Below are 19363 nucleotides of genomic sequence, written 5' to 3' on the forward strand. Positions count from 1 at the left end.
CACCCTTCAAGGTTCGATGAGTTCGACCTGATCCGCAGGCAGCGAACGCCACCAAGCGCCAGACGCACGGAATGCCTCGTAGGCTAACCGTAGGACATACTCCGGCTGACAGTGCGACGGGTCGATCTCACGGCGGGCCTCGTTGCGCGCGAGGAGCATTTCCCAGGAAAGGTCGAATACCTTCCACTCGACCGATAGACCGTATTGCTCGATGACCTGAAGCTCGGCCTCGAACACCTCCCGGGTAAGGTGGGTGTCCGCCATCACCACGTTGAACCCAGCCGCCAGGGCGGCATCCAGGGCAGCGACCTTCACGCCGTGGAGGAGCCCGCGAGCTCCCTCGTCCCAGCCCGTCCGTCGCACCTGCCAGTAAACCTGACGGTCCGGCGGCCAGAATGTCTGGCGCAGGTCGTCCAAGGTGAGGTGCACCCAGCCCTGCAGAGGGTCGTACCGGCGTGCGTAGGTCGTCTTGCCCGCGCCAGGGCACCCGATCAGCCCGACGACCCTCTGCCGGCGCGGGGAGGCCTCAACGTCCATGGAGCGCTGGGTCAGTCATGGTTGGCGGCGTGCTCGTCCTCGTCGAGCTCGAGGTCAGCCTCGACGGTCTCACCGCGCAGGTAGCGCGCCTGGACCTCGGCGACACGGCGGGCAGCCTGCGCGTGGCGGTTCGACACGAGGCTGTCTGGGCCGAGGTCCCCGCCGCGCTTGGCTGCCAGCAAGTCCGGGTCTCCCCAGCGGTTGAGAAGGACCCGGAAGGCATCGTGCCGGGCGACGTCGAAGGGGATGCGCTGGCCCATCATGTCCTTGTAGGGGTGCCCCGGATGGATGCCGGCGCAGGGGACCCAGCCCGCCGGAATCGGGGTTGTCGCCGCGTGTGTGCGGCCGCCGCGCAGGAGCTTGGGCAAGACGTGCGTGTGAGGCCCCTCCGGGCTGGTGCCGCCGGGTCCAGGGATCGGGGCGTAAACCTCGATGCGGCCGATCCGGGCGAGGAACACCCGGTGGGGGCTCAGCGCCACGAGTTGGCGACCGATCGGGCTCGCGGGGTCGAACAGGGGAAGCCCGACGCCGGATCGGAGACAGGCGATGGTCCCAGGGTCGCTCGTGCGCACGCAGGCATCGATCGCTAGGAGGCCGAGACCCAGGTCGAACAGGATGGCATCCCGGTCCCGTTCGCGGGCGGCGTCCCGATCAGGGCCGAGTTCCGTCACCACGCCGCGCCGGTTCATCGCGCAACTCGCCTCCGGCAGGCAAAGGGCGACGGCGTGGTTCCAGCCGGTCGCGACGGCGGTCTCATAGGCCACCGGACGTAAGTCGTGACTGGGAGCGAGCGCGATGGCGCCCCGCTCCGTCGCCAGACCCATGCGCCCGTCCGGCAGCGGCAACGTGGCCTCGTCGGGATCACGCATGAACTCGGCGATGGCCCCGAAGCTGCCGAGGCTCCAGGCTGTGCCGGGATCGGCCAACGCCTCGCGCAACAAGGTCGTGACCGCGTCAGCCCGTGATGGTGACGTCATCGCGTTCCTCCGTCGTAGCCCCGGACCGCGCCCAAGGCAGGATGTATCGTGTTCCGTCGCAAGCCCAGCCCCGCTCAGCCCTGATCCCGAACGCCTCGGTCAGTAAGACGTCGGTCAGGGCCATCTCCGGGGTGCCGTCCGCGACGAGGTGGCCACCGTTCAGTACGACGATGCGGTCGCAGAACCTGGCCGCGAGCGTCAGGTCGTGCAGCACGGCGACGACGCCGGTGCCGTCCCGGGAGACGCCCCGCAGAAGCGCCATCGCGTCGAGCTGGTGTGCTGGGTCGAGGGCCGTGACCGGTTCGTCGGCGAGAAGCCACGGCGCCTCGACGGCAAGCGCCCGGGCGAGCAACGCGCGCATGCGCTCGCCCGAGGAAAGAGTCGGCTCGGGTCGATCAGCGAGATGAGCAATGTCCGTACGCGCCATCGCCCGCGCCACCGCCATCTCGTCGGCCTCGGCCAGGGATGCGAATGCACGACGATGCGGAAGCCGGCCGAGCGCCACGATCTCGCGAACCGTCATCGGCCAGCCAACCCCCGCACCCTGGAACAGGGCGGCGATGCGGCGGGCACGCTCCTCGCGGGCCAAGCCGGACAATGGACGGCCGTCGAGGGTGACCTGACCCTGCGTCGGGTCAATGAGCCCCGCCATGGCACGAAGCAGTGTGGTCTTGCCGGCTCCGTTTGGGCCAACCAACCCGACGAAGCGGCCGGGCTCCAGGGTGAGACCGATGTCCGAGAGGATGGTTCGTCCATCCAGCGTCACCTGGGTGTCGTGCAGGTCGAGGCTCATGCCTGCCTCCCGCGGCTGCGCAGGAGCAGCACGATCAGGAACGGCGCCCCAACCAGAGCGGTCACCACGCCGAGCTTGAGTTCGGGCCTGGTGGCGAGCAGGCGCACGCCAATATCCGCCACAAGGACCAGGACCGCCCCCGCGAGGCCGCTCGGCAGCAGGCACGCGCCGGGGCGGGCACCGACGAGGGGCCGCATCAGATGCGGCACGACGAGGCCGACGAAGCCGATGGCGCCGGAAACCGCGACCCCGCTGCCGACGGCCAGGGCCGCACCGGTGACGAGACGCAGGCGCACGGAGACCAGGCCGACCCCGAGACTCGCGGCGGTGTCCTCGCCAAGGGTCAGGGCGTCGAGAGCGGAGCCGGTCGACAGCATCAGGGCCCAGCCGACGGCCATCAGCGGGAGGCACAGGAGCACGTGGTCCAGACTACGGTCGCTGAGCGAGCCCATCAGCCAGAACACGATCTCCAGGGCCGCGTAGGGGTTTGGCGACAGGTTGAGCGCCAGCGCGGTGAGGGCTCCGGCTAGACTCGACAGCCCGACGCCCGCGAGGATCAGCCCAAGGGTGCTGCTGCCGCGGGCGACGAGCGCGTTCAGGAGAAACGCGGCGACGCCGGCGCCGGCGATGCCGCCGAGCGGCAGGGCGAGGCTCATGGTGCCGGCGAGGCCGCCGTAGAAGACGATGACCGCGCCAAGCGCCGCCGCGGAGGAGATGCCCAGGATGCCGGGGTCCGCGAGCGGGTTGCGCAAGTAGCCCTGCATCGCGGCGCCGGTCAGGCCGAGGCTGAAGCCGACCAGCACTCCGAGCAGGGCGCGCGGGATGCGAAGCTCCCACAGGACCAGGGCCGGCAGCGTCGTGCGACCGGCGACGAGGTCCGCGAAGGCGGCGGGCACGTCGAAGGGCGCGTAGCCGATGGCGATGGAGGCGAGCGTCAGCGCGAGAGTGGTGAGCCCGAGGACGGCGATGACGGTTCGCCGGGCGCGCGGCATACCATGGCGACCGGAGGCCGTTGGACGGAGCGAGGTGACCGGCGCGTTCATGGCTGAGGCGCCTGCGTATTCGCTGTCTCGGCGAGGCGCGCCACCACCTCCGCGACCTGAGGACCGGGACAGGTCCACAAACGGTTCGGGATGTCGACCGTTCGATGCGCCCGCGCGAGAGCCCGAAAAACCGGATGGTGCAGGAGTGTGTCGGCGAGCGATGGCGAGCCCGGTGCGCCCTCATCGACGACAATCAGGTCTGGGTTCGCCAGCGCCGCGGCTTCGAGGGGCACCTGCCCGAGGCGGTCACGCCCGATCTCGGCCGAGACGTTGACGAGGCCGGCTGCGCGGATCAGCGCGTCCCCGAGCCCGCCGGGCGCGACCGTGAAGGCGTTCGGGCGCATCACCAGGGCGCGTAGAGGCCGCCTGGCCGGCACGATGGCGGCAAGACGCGCATCGAGCGCCGCCACCATCGCCTCGCCCCGTTCGGGATGGCCGAGCGCCGCCGCGACCTGCCGAATCTGTGCGCGGACGCCGTCGAGGTCGGCCGGCACGCCGAGTTCGAGCACGGGGGCGCCGACGCGCTTGAGCATGCCCACCGTCGTGCGGGTCGTGAAGGCACCGGCGATGACGAGATCGGGCTTCAAGGCCACGACCTCCTCGGTGAGCCCCCGCGTCACCGGCAGCCCGACCGCCTCGCTTGCGACCGTCGACCCGCGCGGGTCGCGGGCGAGATAGGTGACCGCCAGCACCTGGTCGCGGTCCGCCAGCCGCAGGACGAGCTCGTCGGCGCACAGGTTCATCGAGACTACCCGCACGGGTGCCGCCGCCGCGCCTATGGATACGGCGGACATCATGGCCGCAAAGGTGATTACGAGGCGCGACGGCATCGGCGACCTCAGAAAGACGTCACGCGGACGCCGCCGTAGACAGCGAGCCCTGGACCCTGGAAGCCGGTCGGGTTCTGGTAGCGCTGGTCGAACAGGTTATCGATCCGCCCGAACACCGTGAGTGTCTCGCTCCAGGCGTAGTTGACCGACAGGTTCACCAGCGTGAAGCCGGGGGCCTTCAGGCGGGGCACGGAGAAATCCCTGTTTCCGTCCACGAACGACCCCAGCACGATGAGAGAGCCGGTCATGGTCAAGCCCGGCATCAGGTTCCAGATCGCGGTGGCGCTGACCTTATTGCGTGGCCGGCGCAGCAGCTCCTGGTGGGCGATCTCGTCCTTCGTCACCGTGGTGGTCCAGTCGAGCCGCCCGCTCCAGAACTCGTTCAAGCGCAGGGCGACGAAGCTCTCGGTGCCGTAGCCAGTCGCCTGACCGACGTTCACGTTGGTGGAGAAGGTCGGGTAGTAGGCCGTCTGGATCAGGTTCTTGAAGTCGGTCTGATAGTAGGTCGCGCCCACGGTCATGAACCCGTCGAACAGCGGCTGCTCGAAGCCGCCGTCGAACCCGAAGCTTTCCTCCGGCCGCAGGTTCGGGTTCCCGAAGAATCGGAAGCCCGGGTAGTCCTGATAGAGCTGGCTCAGGGTCGGCGGCTTGAAGCCGGTGCCGACGCTGCCCTTCAGGCGAGTCCCGGTGCCGGGCACGATGTAGCTCGGCGCCACCCGAAAGGTGGTCGCGCCGCCGAACTGGTCGTTCGCGTCGTGGCGGATGTTGGCGACCAGCGCGGCGCCCGCGAAGGGTGTCGTCTGAAGCTCGGCGAAGCCGGCGGTGTTGCCGTTGGATCGGTCGATGCCGGTCGTCTCGAAGCGCTCGTCCTCGCGCTGTGCCCCGAACAGGACGAGGTTGCCGGGAGAGAATTGCCAGTCGCCGCGGTAATCGAACCGGGTCCGCTCGCCGAGGTAGGTGGTGGGCGTCGGCGGCGCGAGCGGGTCGAGCGGGCCGGCGAACAGGCGGTCGAACTTCGAGTAGTTCGCCCCGAAGACGTTGTGGAAGCCTGGCACCGGGGTCCACTCGGCCTCGCCCCTCATGATCAGTTGCTGCTGGTCGTTGAGGTTCCGGTACGGCAGCGGCACGTACGGGAAACCGCCGTCGGCCTGGTCGAGATAGGCGCTGTCTGAGAAGCGCAGCACGTAGTTGAGGCGGAACTCGTCGGTGAGTTGCGCCCCGAGCTTGGTCGAGACCGTCTTGATGTCGGTGAAGGCGGTCCGCAACGGCACCCCGCGGGGCAGTAGCTCAAACGGGGTGACCTGGATGGCGGATTGCCGGATGTGGCCGACCGAGACCGAGTAGTCGAAAATGCCCTCCGAGCCGGAAATGTTGCCGAACTGGTTGAAGGTGCCGAACGAGCCGCCTTCGACCGTCGCCGTTGCCCGAGCTGGCCCTTCGCCACGCTTGGTCACGACGGAGATGACGCCGCCGATTGCGTCGGCCCCGTAGAGGCCACTCTGCGGCCCGCGCAGCACCTCGATCCGCGAGAGGTCGTAGGTCTGCAACTGGCTGAAGTCGAAGGAGCGGTTCGGGGTCGAGGGGTCGTTGACGTCGATGCCGTCGATCTGGACCTTCACGTGGTTCGAGTTGGTGCCCCGGATGAAGACCGAGGTCTGGCCGCCGGCGCCGCCGGTCTGCACGACGTTGAGGCCCGGCACCTGCTGCAGAGCATCCGGCACCGTCCGGCGCTGCTGCTCCTGAAGCAGGCGGTCGGTGAGCACAGTGACACTCGATCCTGTGTTGGCAATCGGCGTCAGCACGCCGGTAGCCGACACGGAGATCTCGGACAGTGAGACCGCGGCCTGCGCGCCTCCCTGAGCATCGGCGAAGGGCGCGGCGACCTGCTGCGAGCGGGCGGGAATGGAGACGAGCAGCGCGGATGCGGCGCAGGACAGCGCCAGCGTGCGCCGGAGCGCGGAGGAAACGGGACTGGACACGGGACGGCCTCGGGGGACGGCTGTGGCACGTCACCGCGAACGAGGCCTCGGCGGTCGCGTCCTCCAAGGAACCACGACGCCGCGACACCTCCCAGGACACCCCGCCCGGCAAGCTCCGCGTGTGACCACGGCTGACGGCAGGTCTCCTGGCTCGCGGGTCGTCGCCCTCTCATCGTCTTCCCGGACGAGGCCGCCCAGTGACGTGGTGATGAAGGACTCGCCGCTTACAGTTGCGGGGGCAGCCGCGGTATCGGCCGAGCCCTCACGGGCCTGACCTCACCGCGTTCCCTTTTGATCCCCGAGGGGAACCGTCTTGCTCAAGCTAGGCTGCGGTGCATCTATCCGTCAACGCACGGAAGCACGTTGTTCAGATGTGTGGCATTTGAGGCGTCGGTTGATGTCTAAGCAGTGTGGCTTTCCGCCGATCCGTTTTGAATTCACACCCTCGCCAAGCGACGAACGTCCGCCGGGCTCCCACAGGATAGAAGTGGGACGTACTGAACACCTTAGCGAAGGGTGTCCAATCCTCGGTCGCGGTGAACACCCTGTTGGAAAGGGTTCACGGTCAAGCTTGGGCGGTGTATGATGTTCGGCGGCGATCCTCATACCGCGACCCATACATGACCAAGTTGGCGACCCTCGCCGTCGCCGCGATGGCGGCGAGCTTCCTCGGACCGCCCCAGACAGCCGCCGGGCAACTCACCTACTCGTGGCCCTCGAATGTCGGACCGCTGAACCCGCACCTCTACGCGCCCAACCAGATGTTCGCGCAGGCGAGCGTCTACGAGCCTTTGGTGAAGTACCGCGGTGATGGATCGGTCGAGCCCTGGCTCGCGACCTCGTGGACCATCTCTGAGGACGGGCGGACCTACGATTTCGTACTGCGCCCCGGCGTGACCTTCAGTGATGGCACGCCCTTCGACGCGAAAGCGGTCAAGGCGAACTTCGACGCGATCCTGGCCAACCGTCCGCGGCACGCGTGGCTCGATCTCGTCCAGCAGATCGAACGCACAGAAGTTGTCGGGCCTCTGGCGTTCCGCCTCGTCCTGAAGGCGCCGCACTACCCGACGCTGCTCGAACTTTCCCTGCCGCGGCCCTTCCGGTTCCTGTCTCCGAGCGCCATGGGCCCTGGCGGTACGACGGCCGTCGGCATCAGGGCGCCGGTCGGCACTGGGCCGTGGCGGCTCGTCGATACTCAGCTCGGCGTCTCCGACACGTTCGAGAGCACCCCGGGTTACTGGGGCCCGAGACCCATCTTCGACCGGCTCGTCGTCAAGGTCATCCCCGATCCCAACACCCGCGTCATCGCCCTGCAGACGGGGGAGATCGACTTCGTCTATGGCGCGGCCGGCCAGATTCCTTCGGAAGCCTTCGTCCGCCTTCGGGACATGGCCCCGAACTTTGCCGCAGCGGTCTCGCCGCCGCTGGCGACCCGGGTGCTGGCGATGAACTCCGCGCGCTTCCCGACCGATGATCGGGCGGTCCGCCTCGCCATCAACCACGCCGTCGACAAGGACACGCTGGTCCGGACGGTACTCGACGGGATCGAGCCGCGCGCGGACTTCCTGTTTGCGCCGCGCGTGCCGTACGCCGACGTCGGGCTGAAGCCCTACGGCTTCGACCGGGCCGCGGCCTCCCGCATGCTCGATGCCGCCGGCTGGACGCTTGGGCGTGACGGCGTGCGTGAGAAGGACGGACGCCGCCTTGCCGTCGAGATCGATTTCGTCGGGACAAACGCTCAGCAGCGGGCGATTGCCGAGGTTCTCCAGTCCGATCTTAGCCGCGTGGGCATCGACGTCCGGCTGATCGGTGAGGAGGAGAGTTCGATCCTGGCCCGCCAGAAGGATGGCCGCTTCGGCCTGATCTTCGGCGAGACCTGGGGGCCGCCCTACGATCCCGCCTCTTTCATCAGTTCGATGCGCACCCCGTCACACGCAGACTATCAGGCGCAGGTCGGGCTGCCGGAGAAGCCGGGCATCGACGCGACCATCGCGGAAGTGCTCGCCACGACCGACGAGACCGAGCGCCGACGGCTCTATGCCAAGCTGCTGACCACCCTGCACGAGGCCGCAATCTACCTGCCGATCTCTCACGCCGTGGCCATAGAGGTTCATCGTACCTCGATAACGGACGTCGGCTTCGGCGCGACGATCAACGAGATCCCCTTCGCTGCCATGCGGCCGGCGGCCCGATGACCGCCACGCCGATGCTCCGCTTCATCGCCGCCCGCCTCGCACTGATCCCGCCGATGCTACTCGGCGTGTCGATCCTCGTGTTCGTGATGCTGCGGCTTGGCCAGGGCGACCCGGCCCTCGACTACCTGCGCCTGTCGCAGATACCTCCCACCGACGCCGCCCTCGCCGACGCACGTATCCTGCTCGGCCTCGACCGACCATTCGTCGTCCAATACCTCGATTGGCTTTGGCGCGCCCTGCAAGGGGATTTCGGCCTCTCCTACGTCACGCGCCGGCCGGTCCTGCCTGAGCTCCTCGGCTACCTGCCCGCGACCCTCGAACTCGCCGGGACCGCGCTCGCCGTCACCATTGCCGTCAGCCTGCCGCTGGGCGCCTGGGCGGCCGCCCATCGCGGCGGCTGGCAGGATCGCCTCGTGCGTGGGATCGCCGTGCTCGGCGTCTCGCTGCCGAACTTCTGGATCGCCTTCCTGCTCGTCGCGCTCTTCTCGGTCACCCTGGGATGGCTGCCGCCGATGGGGCGAGGCACACTCGCGCATCTCGTCATGCCGGCGCTGGCGATCTGCCTGATGTCGCTCTCGGTCAACGCTCGCCTCCTGCGGGCGAGCATGCTGGAGGTCGCGGGCACGCGCCACGTCCTCTACGCACGTCTGCGCGGGCTCCCCGAGCGAACCGTGCAACGCCGACACGTGTTCCGGAACGCCCTGGTTCCGGTCGTGACCGCCACCGGCATGCATGTCGGCGAACTCCTGGGCGGCGCGCTCGTGGTCGAGACGATCTTCTCGTGGCCGGGCGTCGGCCGCTACGCGGTCTCGGCGATCTACAACCGCGACTACCCGGTCATCCAGTGCTTCACCCTGGTCATGACCGCGGTGTTCGTCCTCTGCAACCTCGCGGTCGACATCGCCTATGCCTGGCTCGATCCGCGCATGCGTCTGGGTGGGGAGGCGGTGGCGTGAGGCCGGCCGCATCCAGGCGGGTGACCCGCACGGGCTTGGGATCGGTCGCGGTCCCCGGCGCGCTCGCCATCATGATCTTGGTGCTGGCGCTCCTCGGATCGCTGGCCGCGCCGCACGACCCCTTGGCGGTGAACCTCACCGCCCGCTTCGAATCGTCGAGCCTCCTCCATCCCCTCGGCACCGACCATCTCGGACGGGATATCCTGTCCCGCCTGATCGCCGGTGCGCAGACGACGCTCGGCACCGTCGCGGCCGCCCTGGCCCTTGTAGTGGCGCTGGGCCTCGGCGTCGGTGCCGTCTCGGGGATGCTGGGAGGTCGGACCGACGCCTTACTCATGCGCCTGTGCGACGTGTTCCTGACGGTGCCGACCTTCGTGCTGGCGCTGTTCCTGATCGGCGCGTTCGGCACCGGCCTCGTCAACGTCATCGCGGCAATCGCGCTGTCTCACTGGGCTTGGTACGCCCGCATCGTCCGAGGTCTCGTCCTCGAACTCAAGACGCGCGACTACGTCCTTGCCGCCCGGATCGCGGGGGCGTCGCCGGTGGCGGTCTTCATCGAGCACGTGCTGGCGGGGGTCCTGCCGCCGCTCGCGGCGGTCGCCACCCTGGACGTCGGCCACATGGCCCTCCACGTCGCCGGCCTGTCTTTCCTCGGCCTCGGCGTGCAGCCTCCGACCCCAGAATGGGGTGTGATGATCAACGAGGCCCGAACCTTCTTCTGGACACGGCCCCTGCTGGTCGTCTGGCCGGGGCTCGCGATCGCTGTCGCCGTCCTCGCGTTCAACCAGCTCGGCGACGCGCTGCGCGACCGCCTCGATCCGACGTTGGTTGCGGAGCGGGGCCTATGAGCCCGCGCGTGCTCCGGGCCGAGAACCTGTGCGTCGAGACCCGGCGCGGAGCCGAGGCTGTGCCGCTGGTCGCGGACGCATCGTTCGAGATGCGCACGGGCGAGGTGTTGGCCCTCGTCGGCACGAGTGGCTCGGGCAAGTCGCTGGCCTGCGCGGCGCTCCTCGACACGCTTCCGCCGGGGACCCGGCGCGTCGCCGGTCGCGTCCACCTCGACGGCACGGCGGTGGCGCCAGCTGAGCTCCGCGGCAGGACGGTCGCCACCGTGCTCCAGGCTCCCCGCTCGGCCTTCAACCCGCTGCGCACGATAGGTGACCATGCGAGTGAAACCGGCGCGGCCGTGGGACTTCAGCGCACCGAGAGCCGGGCGGCGATGCGCGAGGCGTTGGAGGCCGTCGGGCTCGGCGACGATCCGCGGGTGCCGGACCTCTACCCGTTCCAGATGTCCGGCGGCATGCTCCAGCGCGCTATGATCGCGCTAGCCTTGCTCGCGAGGGCTCCCTTCCTGGTTGCCGACGAGCCGACAACGGATCTCGACCTCGTCGCCCAGGCTCGTATCCTCGACCTGCTGGCAGCCCTCGTGCGCGACCGAGGCCTCGGCCTCCTGATCGTCACGCACGATCTGGGCGTCGTCGCCCGCCTCGCTGATCGCATGGCGGTGATGGCGGACGGACGGATCGTCGAGACGGACGACACGGCATCAGTCTTCGCACGGCCGGACCGACCGGAGACGCGGGCGCTTCTCGCGGCCCATCAAGCCCTCCATGAGGCCGCGCTATGACGGCCCTCCTGTCCGCCCATGGGCTCGGCAAAGTCTACGCCGGCACTGGCTGGCGCCCCGGCACGCCTCGACCCGTCCTCGCAGATGTCGACTTTGCCATCGAGGACGGCGAGTGCGTCGCCCTGATCGGACGCAGCGGTTCCGGCAAGAGCACGCTCGCCCGCCTCCTCCTCGGCCTGGAACGACCCTCTGCCGGTGTCGTGCGGTTCCGCGGATTGGGTCTAGCCGGGCTCGACGACGCTGGACGACGAGCTTTCAGGTCGGCGGTTCAGATGGTTCTCCAGGACCCGCTCTCGGCGGTGAACCCACGACACAAAGTAGGCCGGACGATTGCGGAGCCGTTGCGGCATCTCACCGGCCTCTCGGCGGCGGCGAGGCGAGCCCGGGTTCATGCGCTGCTGTCTTTAGTCGGGCTCGACCCATCCGTGATCGCGTGGCTCCCGAGCCAGCTCTCCGGCGGCCAGGTGCAGCGTGTCGGTCTCGCCCGGGGGCTGGCGACTAGGCCTGCGCTCGTCGTGCTCGACGAGGCGGTCTCGAACCTGGACGCGCCGCTACAGATCGAGATCCTCGACCGCCTAACCGTCCTGCGGCGTGAACAGGGAACCGCCTTCCTGCTCGTCACGCATGACATCCGTCTGGCGCGTCGGTTCGCAGATCGGGTCATCGTTCTCGACGCCGGGCGGATCGTCGACGCATCGCCGTGCCGACCGAGGCTTGAGCTTGAGCATCCGGCCGCACGCGAGATCGTCGACGCCGTCCTCCCGGCCCTCCCAGCGGGCGCAAACTGATGCAGCGGATCACCGTCACCCTGGACCACGAACTCGTCGAAGCGGTCGACCGGATCGCCGAGGTCCGCTGCTATGCAGGCCGTTCGGAGGCGATGCGGGACCTGCTGCGCCGAGGGCTCGCGGAGGCGCGCCGGGAGCGCGACCCCGACCACGCCTGCGTGGCGACATTCACCTTCGTGGCGGAAGCCGGCGTGCGCGACCTCGGGCAGCGCCTCGCGGAGGAACAGCGGGCAAGGCATGATCTCGTCATCACGCAGGTGCAGGTGCCACTGGACCACGAGGCGGCGCTGCACACCCTCGTCCTGCGCGGACGTGTCAGGGAGATCCACGCCTTCGTCGACGCAATCGCGACACAGCGTGGCGTGCGCCACGACAGCCTGTCGATCATCCCGGCGCGGATCGAGGTCGTTGACCATCCGCACGGGCTCATGCCCCACCCCCACGAGCATATCCGGACGTGACGATGCCCGTGCTCCATCCGACCCCTGCCCCTGTCCGTCGAAGGGTGACCCGCTCGTCACATCGCGCCCGAAACGGCACCGGTCTCGCCCTCGCGGCCGCGCTCGCGGCAGGCGCCCCATCTAACGAGGCGCGGGCGCAGGAAAGCGTCGCGCTGGAGGAGTTGTCGGTCGAGTCGGTTGGGACCGGCGCCCCGTCCAGCACGACGACCGCCTCCGGCACCATCGGCCTTATCGGCCCCACGCCGGGCTACGGAGCTGGGCGGGCGGTCAGCAGCACCAAGACCGATACACCGCAGCTGGATGTCCCCCAGGTGGTCACAGTCGCGCCGCGCGAGGCCATCACCGACCTCGCCGCCACCCGGGTCGACCGGGTTTTCAATTACCTGCCGGGCGTGGCGCAGCAGAACAACTTCGGCGGCCTGAGCATCTTCAGCTACGCCATCCGCGGCGTCACAACCTCGGAGATCTACCAGAACGGCTTCCCCCTTAACCGCGGCACGCCGCCCCCGCCCGACGCGCAGAACATCGAGCGTATCGAGGTTCTGAAGGGCCCTGGCGCCGGCCTGTTCGGACGCAGCGATCCGGGCGGGCTCGTCAACATCATCACCAAGCAGCCGACCGCACAGCGCTTCGTCGAGTTCGGCAATCAGGTCGACTCGTTCGGCCTGACCCGCGGGACGGTCGACGCGGGTGGTCCGCTCAACGAGGACGGCACCGTCCTCTACCGCTTCAACTTCGCGGCCCAGGGCGCAGGAAGCTTCCGCGACTTCGCCGACAGCGACCGACTGCTCGTCGCTCCGGTGGTGAGCTGGCAGATCACGCCGGACACGCGCATCACCGTCGAGGCCGACATCCAGCGGAACCGGATCATCTTCGACCGGGGCGTGATCGCCATCAACAAGCAGCTCGGCTTCCTGCCGATCTCGCGCTTCCTCGGGGAGCCGGGACAGAGCACCTACCAGAGCCAGAACATCCTCCAGGCGCGCATCGACCACCGCTTCAACGACGACTGGCAGTTGCGTCTGGCGACGCATTTCGCCACCGGAACGCTGGACGGTGAGTCCGCTGAGATCCGCTCTATCGCCTCCGACAACCGGACGGTGGCCCGCGACCGAAACGTGCGCGACTATCGCTGGGACGTCGCGGTCGGGCAGGCGGACCTGATCGGGCGCTTCGACACGGGCGGGATCGGTCATACGCTCCTGCTCGGTTTCGAGCGCGAGAGTACCGATAGCCGAACCCTGTACCTGCGCTCGAACTTCCGCACGAACCCCTACGCCCTCGACATCTACGCGCCCGTCTACGGGCAGGCGCTGCCGCCGCTGACCATCCCGCGCAACAACCTGGAGCGGGTCACTAACACCGCCCTCTACGCCCAGGATCAGATCGTGCTCAGCCCGGAGTGGAGGGCGCTCGTGGCCACGCGGCTCGACATCTTCGAGGACTCCTTCCGGGAGCGCATCCCGCGCAGCCAGGCGGACCAATCGCGGGTCGCGGCCTCCCCGCGAGCGGGCCTCATTTACCAGCCGGTCCCCTGGCTATCGCTCTACACCAACGTCGGGACGAGCTTCCGGCCCAATATCGGCCCCGACGCCGCGGCCGTGTCGCCGGGCAAGCCGCTGAAGCCGGAGACGGGACAGGGCTACGAGATCGGCGCCAAGGCCGAGCTGTTCGGCGGCAACCTGCTGCTGACTGCGGCGACCTTCCGGGTGGATCGGCAGAACGTCCTGACGCCGGACCCGAACAACAGCGGCTTCTCGCTCGCGGCAGGGGCCGTGCGCAGCCAGGGCTTCGAGCTGACGGCGCAGGGGCAGCTCTCGCCGGAGCTGAAGATCCTGGCCGGCTATGTCTACGCCGACGCGGTGGTGACCAAGGACAACGTGCTGCCGGTGGGGGCGCCACTCATCAACGTGCCGCGCCACTCGGGCAGCCTACTCGCCGTATACGAGGTGCAGGGTGGGGACTGGAAGGGGTTCGGCATCGGGGGCGGCGTGCGCGGCGTCGGCGAGCGTCCGGGCGATGCGGCGGGATCCGGTTTCGTCCTGCCGGCCTACATCGCGGCCGACGCGCTGGCCTACTACCGCTACGAGAATATGCGGTTCGGTCTCAACGTCGAGAACATCTTCAACACGGTCTACTACGAGAGCTCGCTGAACGTGTTCCGCGTCTACCCGGGCTCCCCACGGCGCATCACCGGGTCGTTCACGGTGCGGTTCTGAAACTAAAGCCCTACGACGATCGACTTCGACCGAACTCTTGATGCCGATTGGTGTCCATATAGGGGCGACCCGCAAGGAACCGCCGCGTCACCGTAACGGGCCGGTGAAGGTTCGTTGGCTTCTGGATATGCTCCTGTCCGAAGCGGGTCGATAGCTTCCGACCATATCCTGCTGGCGCGGATGACCTCCAAGCGTCTCAGATGGGTGGATATGCGACGGTCTGCTCCCGCGCAAAATTGAACAAGAGCAGACGTTCAATCCGCCTATTCGCCTCCTACAGGAAACAGAAACGAGCCGCTCCAATGCGCATATCAGCTATCGCTCAACAAGCGAGAAGCAATAGAAAAAGCTTCATTGCGATTTGTAGCCGCAATGATTGAGAAGCCCCAAAAAGCTTGAAATCCCGGGGCAAACGACTTAATTGCAACACGCTTTAGCGTATTTTCTTCGACTACAATCATTGCTAAGACCAAGCTGCGTAAGAGAATTTTATGCCTCTTCATCCAAAGTGCCGTACGCTTCTTTTCCTCCTTGCTATGTTCATGGTCATTGGAAGGTGGATCTTGGGTCAATATAACGAAAGGTCTTCCGCGAGAGAGCAGTTCTTCGAAGTCAGCTAATTCGTCATCGTGGTCATGTCCCGGCTCGTCAGCGAAGCTCATCCATACGATCGGGAAATTTTCACAGTTCATTGTCATTTCAGAAGTCCTTTCTTCGGGTATCAGATGGACACAGATCGAACATTGCGCCACGATAACAGCATCGCTATCAATCCGGGCAAAGTAATCGCCAAGATTGCAACAATAATTAAGTTGTACCCGTCGCGGATACCGTCGACGACTCCACCCAACGTATTCAGAAAAACAAGAAGACCGCCGAATATGAGTGTGCCCCAACGCGCCCGGTTGCTCGTAGACAATGCAAGCAGCGGCGGTATTACCCAGCATCCGTAATAAGTTGAAATCATTGTTATTTGAACGGAACTAAACGTGATGGCAGGCGTAACGTTGCCGGGGGCGTGTTGAGAATTCAGATATGTAAAAATCTGGATCGCCATGAATATCGAAACACCTGCTGCTGTGACGAGCCACGCAACTGCCGTTCTTAAATCTGGATCTTTCATCCTTATTTTCTCCTCAAATGAATTCGACAGGCGGCCAATCACTGTCGGTATTCTGCTGCCTGACGGCTCGCTTCCAAGACAATCACCAACGATATCCGACGCTTGCGGTGAAACGGCGTACTTCTCCATAGTTGCAAGAAGTAATGGCGCTGCAAGCACCGACATAGCGTCGGTCGGCGATATTCGAGACGTTCAAGGCGAAGCGCCATCCATCTTTGACATAGTGCACGGCAGCGTCGAACAAGATATATTCCGGAACTTTGAATGTATTGAGCGCGTCGGCATATGAGTGCCCTACGTATCGCAGCCCGGCCCCGAAACCGAGCCCTGCCAAGTCGCCGGTCGCTATCGTATAGTCTGCAAAAATCGAAGCGAGCGTGCTCGGTGTCGCGACGGGTGTCTTTCCGATTTGCCCGATCGAGCCCCGAGTGATGGCGATATCAAAGGTGGTAAATGAGCCTACTAGGCTCAGCTCTCTGTTGATGTTGGCGACGACCTGGGTCTCGAAACCCTTCGAACGCGTCTCGCCGATTTGAAGCTGATTGAAGGGATTTGTCGGGTCTGCCGTCAACGTGTTGGATTGCGTGAGGTCGAACAGTGCGAAAATCGCCGACAGGTTGGACGCCGGAGGCTGATACTTGAGTCCGGCTTCGTATTGATCGCCCGTTACCGGCTTATAAGGCGTGCCTGCGATGTTTGTTCCAACTTGCGGGTTGAAGAACGTGGAGTAGCTGAGATACGGTGCGAAGCCACTGTCGAAATTGTAAATCAGAGCATAGCGCTGCGTACCAATATTAGCCTCTTGATGAGTTTTGGTATTCCTCAATTTGTCGTCGACGTCATTCGTCGTGAAGTCACCTCGCCCGCTAACGACAAGTTTCAGCGCATCAGTCAACTTGATTTGATCTTGCGCGTAGATGCCAATTTGCTGAAAGGCGTCCCTATTCAAGAGGTAGGGGAAGACGGGCGCGGCCGGGACGCCGTAATTCGGTGCCAGGATGTCGAAACTAGCCACAGGGCCGCTGCCCGCTTGAGTGTCGTGTAGTTGGTACCGTTTGTAATCTAATCCGGCCAAGAAGGTGTGCCCAAATAGGCCATCGTCAAACCGAGCGGTCAACTGGTTGTCTACATTGAATACGCGCGCTTGTGACGTCAAACGGTATCGCGCGCGAGGTATCATTGTTTGAAATGCGTCGGAATAAACTTGACCCGAAAATAACAGAGTATCCAGGTTCTCTACCTGCGAGTATCGAAGGTTTTGGCGGAATGTGAACGTGTCGTTGAAGGCGTGTTCAAATTCATACCCAATATGGAATTGTGTTCGTCTGAAAGTGTCGAGTTTCGGATCCGCTATGTTGAATGATCGGGGAATGCGGAGCCCCAATGCCTGCGGCCGTACTGTTCCGTAGTAGGGAAGAAACGGGCTCAGCCGACCCGTATCGTCATATTGAAAACTAGCAAGCAGGGTGAAAGACGTTGCCCCGTTGGGCTTGTAAGTGATTGCAGGCGCGATGTATCCGCGATTGTCTTCCACTCCATCCACTTGGGTTCCGCCTTGCCGACCTATCCCCGTGATGCGGTAGAGCCAATGACTATCGGTCGTGGAAGGGCCTCCGAAGTCGAACGCAAGGTACTTCTGTCCGAACGATCCTCCGCCCGTCTCGACATGACCGAACGGCACTTCGGTTGGTCGCTTCGTGATCAGATTGATGATTCCCCCAGGACCTCCCTGGCCAAAGAGAACCGCGGCAGGACCGCGTAATACATCGATGCGTTCCAAGCCAAAATTTTCAGCCTGGAACCCGGAAAAACTATACCCGACCAGTTGTAGTCCGTCCTTGTACACCCCGGTTCCGGTCGCATCGAACCCGCGAATGCTGAAAAAATCTCCGATCGTGGCTGGGCCGGGCGTACTGTAGACGCCTGCGGCGTAAGCGATCGCGTCCGACACAGTGTGCGGCTGCAAGTCGTCGAGCTGTTTGCGACCGATTACGGTGATTGACTGCGGAGTTTCATTCAGGGGCGTATCCGTCTTCGTCGCCGTAGCTGATCGTTGCGCGACGTAGCCATCAATCGGTCCGCGCGGATCGTCGGTTGAGCTATGGCCGGTGACCGACAGTGGCTCCAACGATACAGCGGTGTCTGCGGACCCAGGAGCTGTCGCCGTTCGCCGTTGTGGATCCATATTCTGGGCATATACCTCAGTGGCCATGAGTGTAAGGCACAGGCCCGCTAGCAGAAGCTTCGTGCCGCAGCGGCTGTGCGCCTCCAGTGATTGAAGACGTTTGTGGGATTCGCCCGGCGAGATACATACAGCCAGAGGATGGAACGTTTCTCGCCTCACTACCGTGTGCATCTTAGACCTCGGTCACCTTAGCTCAGTGGAGCAGATGCAAATTGCATCTTTCACGGGGGACCTCGACGAGGTATCACAGTTCCTTTTTCACGGGTCGCCAATATCTTCATATGAAACGCCAATCGACATCCCTTGAATTTAGAACAATTCAAGGTAAGTTTGCCGCCGGTTACGTGTACGATCGTCACGTTCACGAGCAGGCGCAACTCATCTTCACTGTGTCGGGCACCATTCAGGTGACGACAGATATGGGACGTTGGCTCGTTCCACCGCAGTTGGCTGTCTGGGCCCCGACGAACGCTGCGCACAGTGTGGAAGTCGTTTCGAATGCCGAAAGCTGGTCGGTCTTCTATGATGCTCAAGCATATCGCTCTTGGGCGCCGCGATCTTTGCCGAATAGACCTTTCGCGGTTCGTATGACTCCCATCCTGCGGGAGCTTCTACGGGGCCTTTTCGGGACTTCTCCAGAGTCCGAAAAGGCCAATCTGATGGTTCGGCTCATTCTCCACGAGCTTATCGAATATACGGACTCGCCAATTTTTCTTCCTTTGCCCGCCAGTGATCTTGGCAGGCGACTAGTAAATTTGGCAATGGCTGATCCAACGTGCAGCCTCAACCTTTCTCAGTTGGCCGAAGCCGCCGCAACTTCACCGCGCACCGTCAGCCGAATTTTTCCAGATGAGACCGGACTGACCTTCAAACTTTGGCGTCAACGCGCTCGTATCTTCACGGCGATCGAACGTTTGGCGGCGGGAGCCGACATCACTGAGGCCGCGGCGTACGCGGGGTTTGCTTCAATCAATACGTTCGCGTACTCGTTTCGGGAAGTGACTGGCACTTCGGTATATAAGTTCGGGAAATGAGCGTTGCCACATAGGTGTCAGCTCCACCGAGGCCGGTGTTCAGATGAGAATGGTTGGTGAGCTGGATTCCCGAAACGGTTTGATGTGCGGTCGGCGTCACCGACGCCAGTTTGAAGCGGGTCAGGCGATAGCCTGAGTGGTGTCCCGGAGAGAGCCAATGACGTTGGTGGTCGCTTGGAGCACGACTTCGACGTCCGTGGGCTGGAACGCAAGCCATCAGGGGGCCGCGTACCACCGTCCCTCGGTGTCGAACGGGAAGAGCACGATCTCCGGGCGGCGGTTGGGGACCATCCGACCGTCTAACCTAACCGGCATTTTGGACCGAGCAGCGGGAGGCTATTGCACGGCCGCTTTCGAGACACGCCGGTGGCTGTCCGCGCGGCTGGGTTGGGTCGGAAGCAGGACGGCCGCTCAGGGTGGTTTTGCGAAAATTCGCTCTCGGGCAGTGATTGATTGAAGTGGACATCGCCTCCGTGCCCGCTCGCGACCCAAGCCAGCCGCTGGAAAAGTCGTTTGCGGTTCTCCAGAGCGGTCGTTCGCTGGACCTCCGGTACCCTCGGCGCAAGGTAGAAGCAGGCACGAAGCCAACGTCTACGTCCCTCTGTTGCCGCTCGGG

17 protein-coding genes and 1 riboswitch are annotated in these 19363 nt (G+C 65.1%); of the genes, 8 read left to right on the plus strand and 9 right to left on the minus strand.

Annotated elements, in window-relative coordinates:
- Positions 1-6: 6 nt before the first annotated feature.
- The 6 genes from ME121_RS06410 to ME121_RS06435 are packed head-to-tail and all read right to left on the minus strand — an operon-like array spanning position 7 to position 6159.
- Positions 7-537: an AAA family ATPase gene (locus tag ME121_RS06410; RefSeq protein WP_059408525.1), complete on the minus strand. Its 531-nt coding sequence runs from the start codon at positions 535-537 to the stop codon at positions 7-9.
- A gap of 11 nt (positions 538-548) precedes the next feature.
- On the minus strand, positions 549-1514 hold the full coding sequence (locus ME121_RS06415; RefSeq protein WP_059408526.1) for a DUF6925 family protein: 966 nt from the start codon (positions 1512-1514) through the stop codon (positions 549-551).
- Entirely contained in the window at positions 1492-2307 is an 816-nt protein-coding gene (locus ME121_RS06420; protein WP_059408527.1) for an ABC transporter ATP-binding protein, read from the minus strand. The genes ME121_RS06415 and ME121_RS06420 overlap by 23 nt, the downstream gene beginning before the upstream one ends.
- A complete protein-coding gene (locus ME121_RS06425) occupies positions 2304-3350 on the minus strand; it encodes a FecCD family ABC transporter permease (RefSeq protein WP_012329803.1) in 1047 nt (348 codons plus the stop codon). The genes ME121_RS06420 and ME121_RS06425 overlap by 4 nt, the downstream gene beginning before the upstream one ends.
- Positions 3347-4180 (minus strand): ABC transporter substrate-binding protein, encoded by an 834-nt coding sequence (locus ME121_RS06430; protein WP_012329802.1) that lies wholly within the window; start codon positions 4178-4180, stop codon positions 3347-3349. The genes ME121_RS06425 and ME121_RS06430 overlap by 4 nt, the downstream gene beginning before the upstream one ends.
- An 8-nt stretch (positions 4181-4188) precedes the next feature.
- Positions 4189-6159 (minus strand): TonB-dependent receptor plug domain-containing protein, encoded by a 1971-nt coding sequence (locus ME121_RS06435; protein WP_059408528.1) that lies wholly within the window; start codon positions 6157-6159, stop codon positions 4189-4191.
- Positions 6160-6278: 119 nt separating this feature from the next.
- Positions 6279-6487, minus strand: a riboswitch (cobalamin riboswitch).
- Positions 6488-6779: 292 nt separating this feature from the next.
- Here ME121_RS06435 and nikA point away from each other — a divergent pair.
- The 7 genes from nikA to ME121_RS06470 are packed head-to-tail and all read left to right on the plus strand — an operon-like array spanning position 6780 to position 14405.
- Positions 6780-8354 (plus strand): nickel ABC transporter substrate-binding protein, encoded by a 1575-nt coding sequence (nikA, locus tag ME121_RS06440; protein ID WP_059408529.1) that lies wholly within the window; start codon positions 6780-6782, stop codon positions 8352-8354.
- An 11-nt stretch (positions 8355-8365) separates the two neighbouring features.
- The gene (gene nikB / locus ME121_RS06445; RefSeq protein ID WP_041373042.1) at positions 8366-9310 is read left to right on the plus strand and encodes a nickel ABC transporter permease subunit NikB; all 945 of its coding nucleotides are present in this window, start codon (positions 8366-8368) and stop codon (positions 9308-9310) included.
- Positions 9311-9330: 20 nt separating this feature from the next.
- A complete protein-coding gene (nikC, locus tag ME121_RS06450; RefSeq protein WP_373866335.1) occupies positions 9331-10158 on the plus strand; it encodes a nickel ABC transporter permease subunit NikC in 828 nt (275 codons plus the stop codon).
- A complete protein-coding gene (locus tag ME121_RS06455) occupies positions 10155-10937 on the plus strand; it encodes a nickel import ATP-binding protein NikD (RefSeq protein ID WP_012329797.1) in 783 nt (260 codons plus the stop codon). Before nikC ends, ME121_RS06455 begins: the two co-directional genes overlap by 4 nt.
- Positions 10934-11725, plus strand: a complete 792-nt coding sequence (locus ME121_RS06460; RefSeq protein WP_012329796.1) for an ATP-binding cassette domain-containing protein — start codon at positions 10934-10936, stop codon at positions 11723-11725. Before ME121_RS06455 ends, ME121_RS06460 begins: the two co-directional genes overlap by 4 nt.
- Positions 11725-12186, plus strand: a complete 462-nt coding sequence (gene nikR, locus ME121_RS06465; protein WP_012329795.1) for a nickel-responsive transcriptional regulator NikR — start codon at positions 11725-11727, stop codon at positions 12184-12186. Before ME121_RS06460 ends, nikR begins: the two co-directional genes overlap by 1 nt.
- A gap of 2 nt (positions 12187-12188) precedes the next feature.
- Positions 12189-14405 (plus strand): TonB-dependent siderophore receptor, encoded by a 2217-nt coding sequence (locus ME121_RS06470; protein ID WP_210383163.1) that lies wholly within the window; start codon positions 12189-12191, stop codon positions 14403-14405.
- Positions 14406-14716: 311 nt separating this feature from the next.
- Here the strand turns inward: ME121_RS06470 and ME121_RS06475 are convergent, their stop codons facing one another.
- From ME121_RS06475 to ME121_RS06480, 3 genes are all read right to left on the minus strand, one after another.
- The gene (locus tag ME121_RS06475) at positions 14717-15067 is read right to left on the minus strand and encodes a hypothetical protein (RefSeq protein WP_245337761.1); all 351 of its coding nucleotides are present in this window, start codon (positions 15065-15067) and stop codon (positions 14717-14719) included.
- A gap of 59 nt (positions 15068-15126) precedes the next feature.
- Positions 15127-15528, minus strand: a complete 402-nt coding sequence (locus ME121_RS33375; RefSeq protein ID WP_143739234.1) for a hypothetical protein — start codon at positions 15526-15528, stop codon at positions 15127-15129.
- A gap of 82 nt (positions 15529-15610) precedes the next feature.
- Complete coding sequence (locus ME121_RS06480) at positions 15611-17656, minus strand: TonB-dependent siderophore receptor (protein WP_245337760.1); 2046 nt, start codon at positions 17654-17656, stop codon at positions 15611-15613.
- A gap of 338 nt (positions 17657-17994) precedes the next feature.
- Here ME121_RS06480 and ME121_RS33380 point away from each other — a divergent pair, with 338 nt between their 5' ends.
- The gene (locus ME121_RS33380) at positions 17995-18747 is read left to right on the plus strand and encodes an AraC family transcriptional regulator (RefSeq protein WP_089231030.1); all 753 of its coding nucleotides are present in this window, start codon (positions 17995-17997) and stop codon (positions 18745-18747) included.
- Positions 18748-19363: the final 616 nt, after the last annotated feature.

The organism is Methylobacterium sp. ME121 (assembly GCF_000974725.1).
Classification (GTDB): Bacteria; Pseudomonadota; Alphaproteobacteria; order Rhizobiales; family Beijerinckiaceae; genus Methylobacterium; species Methylobacterium radiotolerans.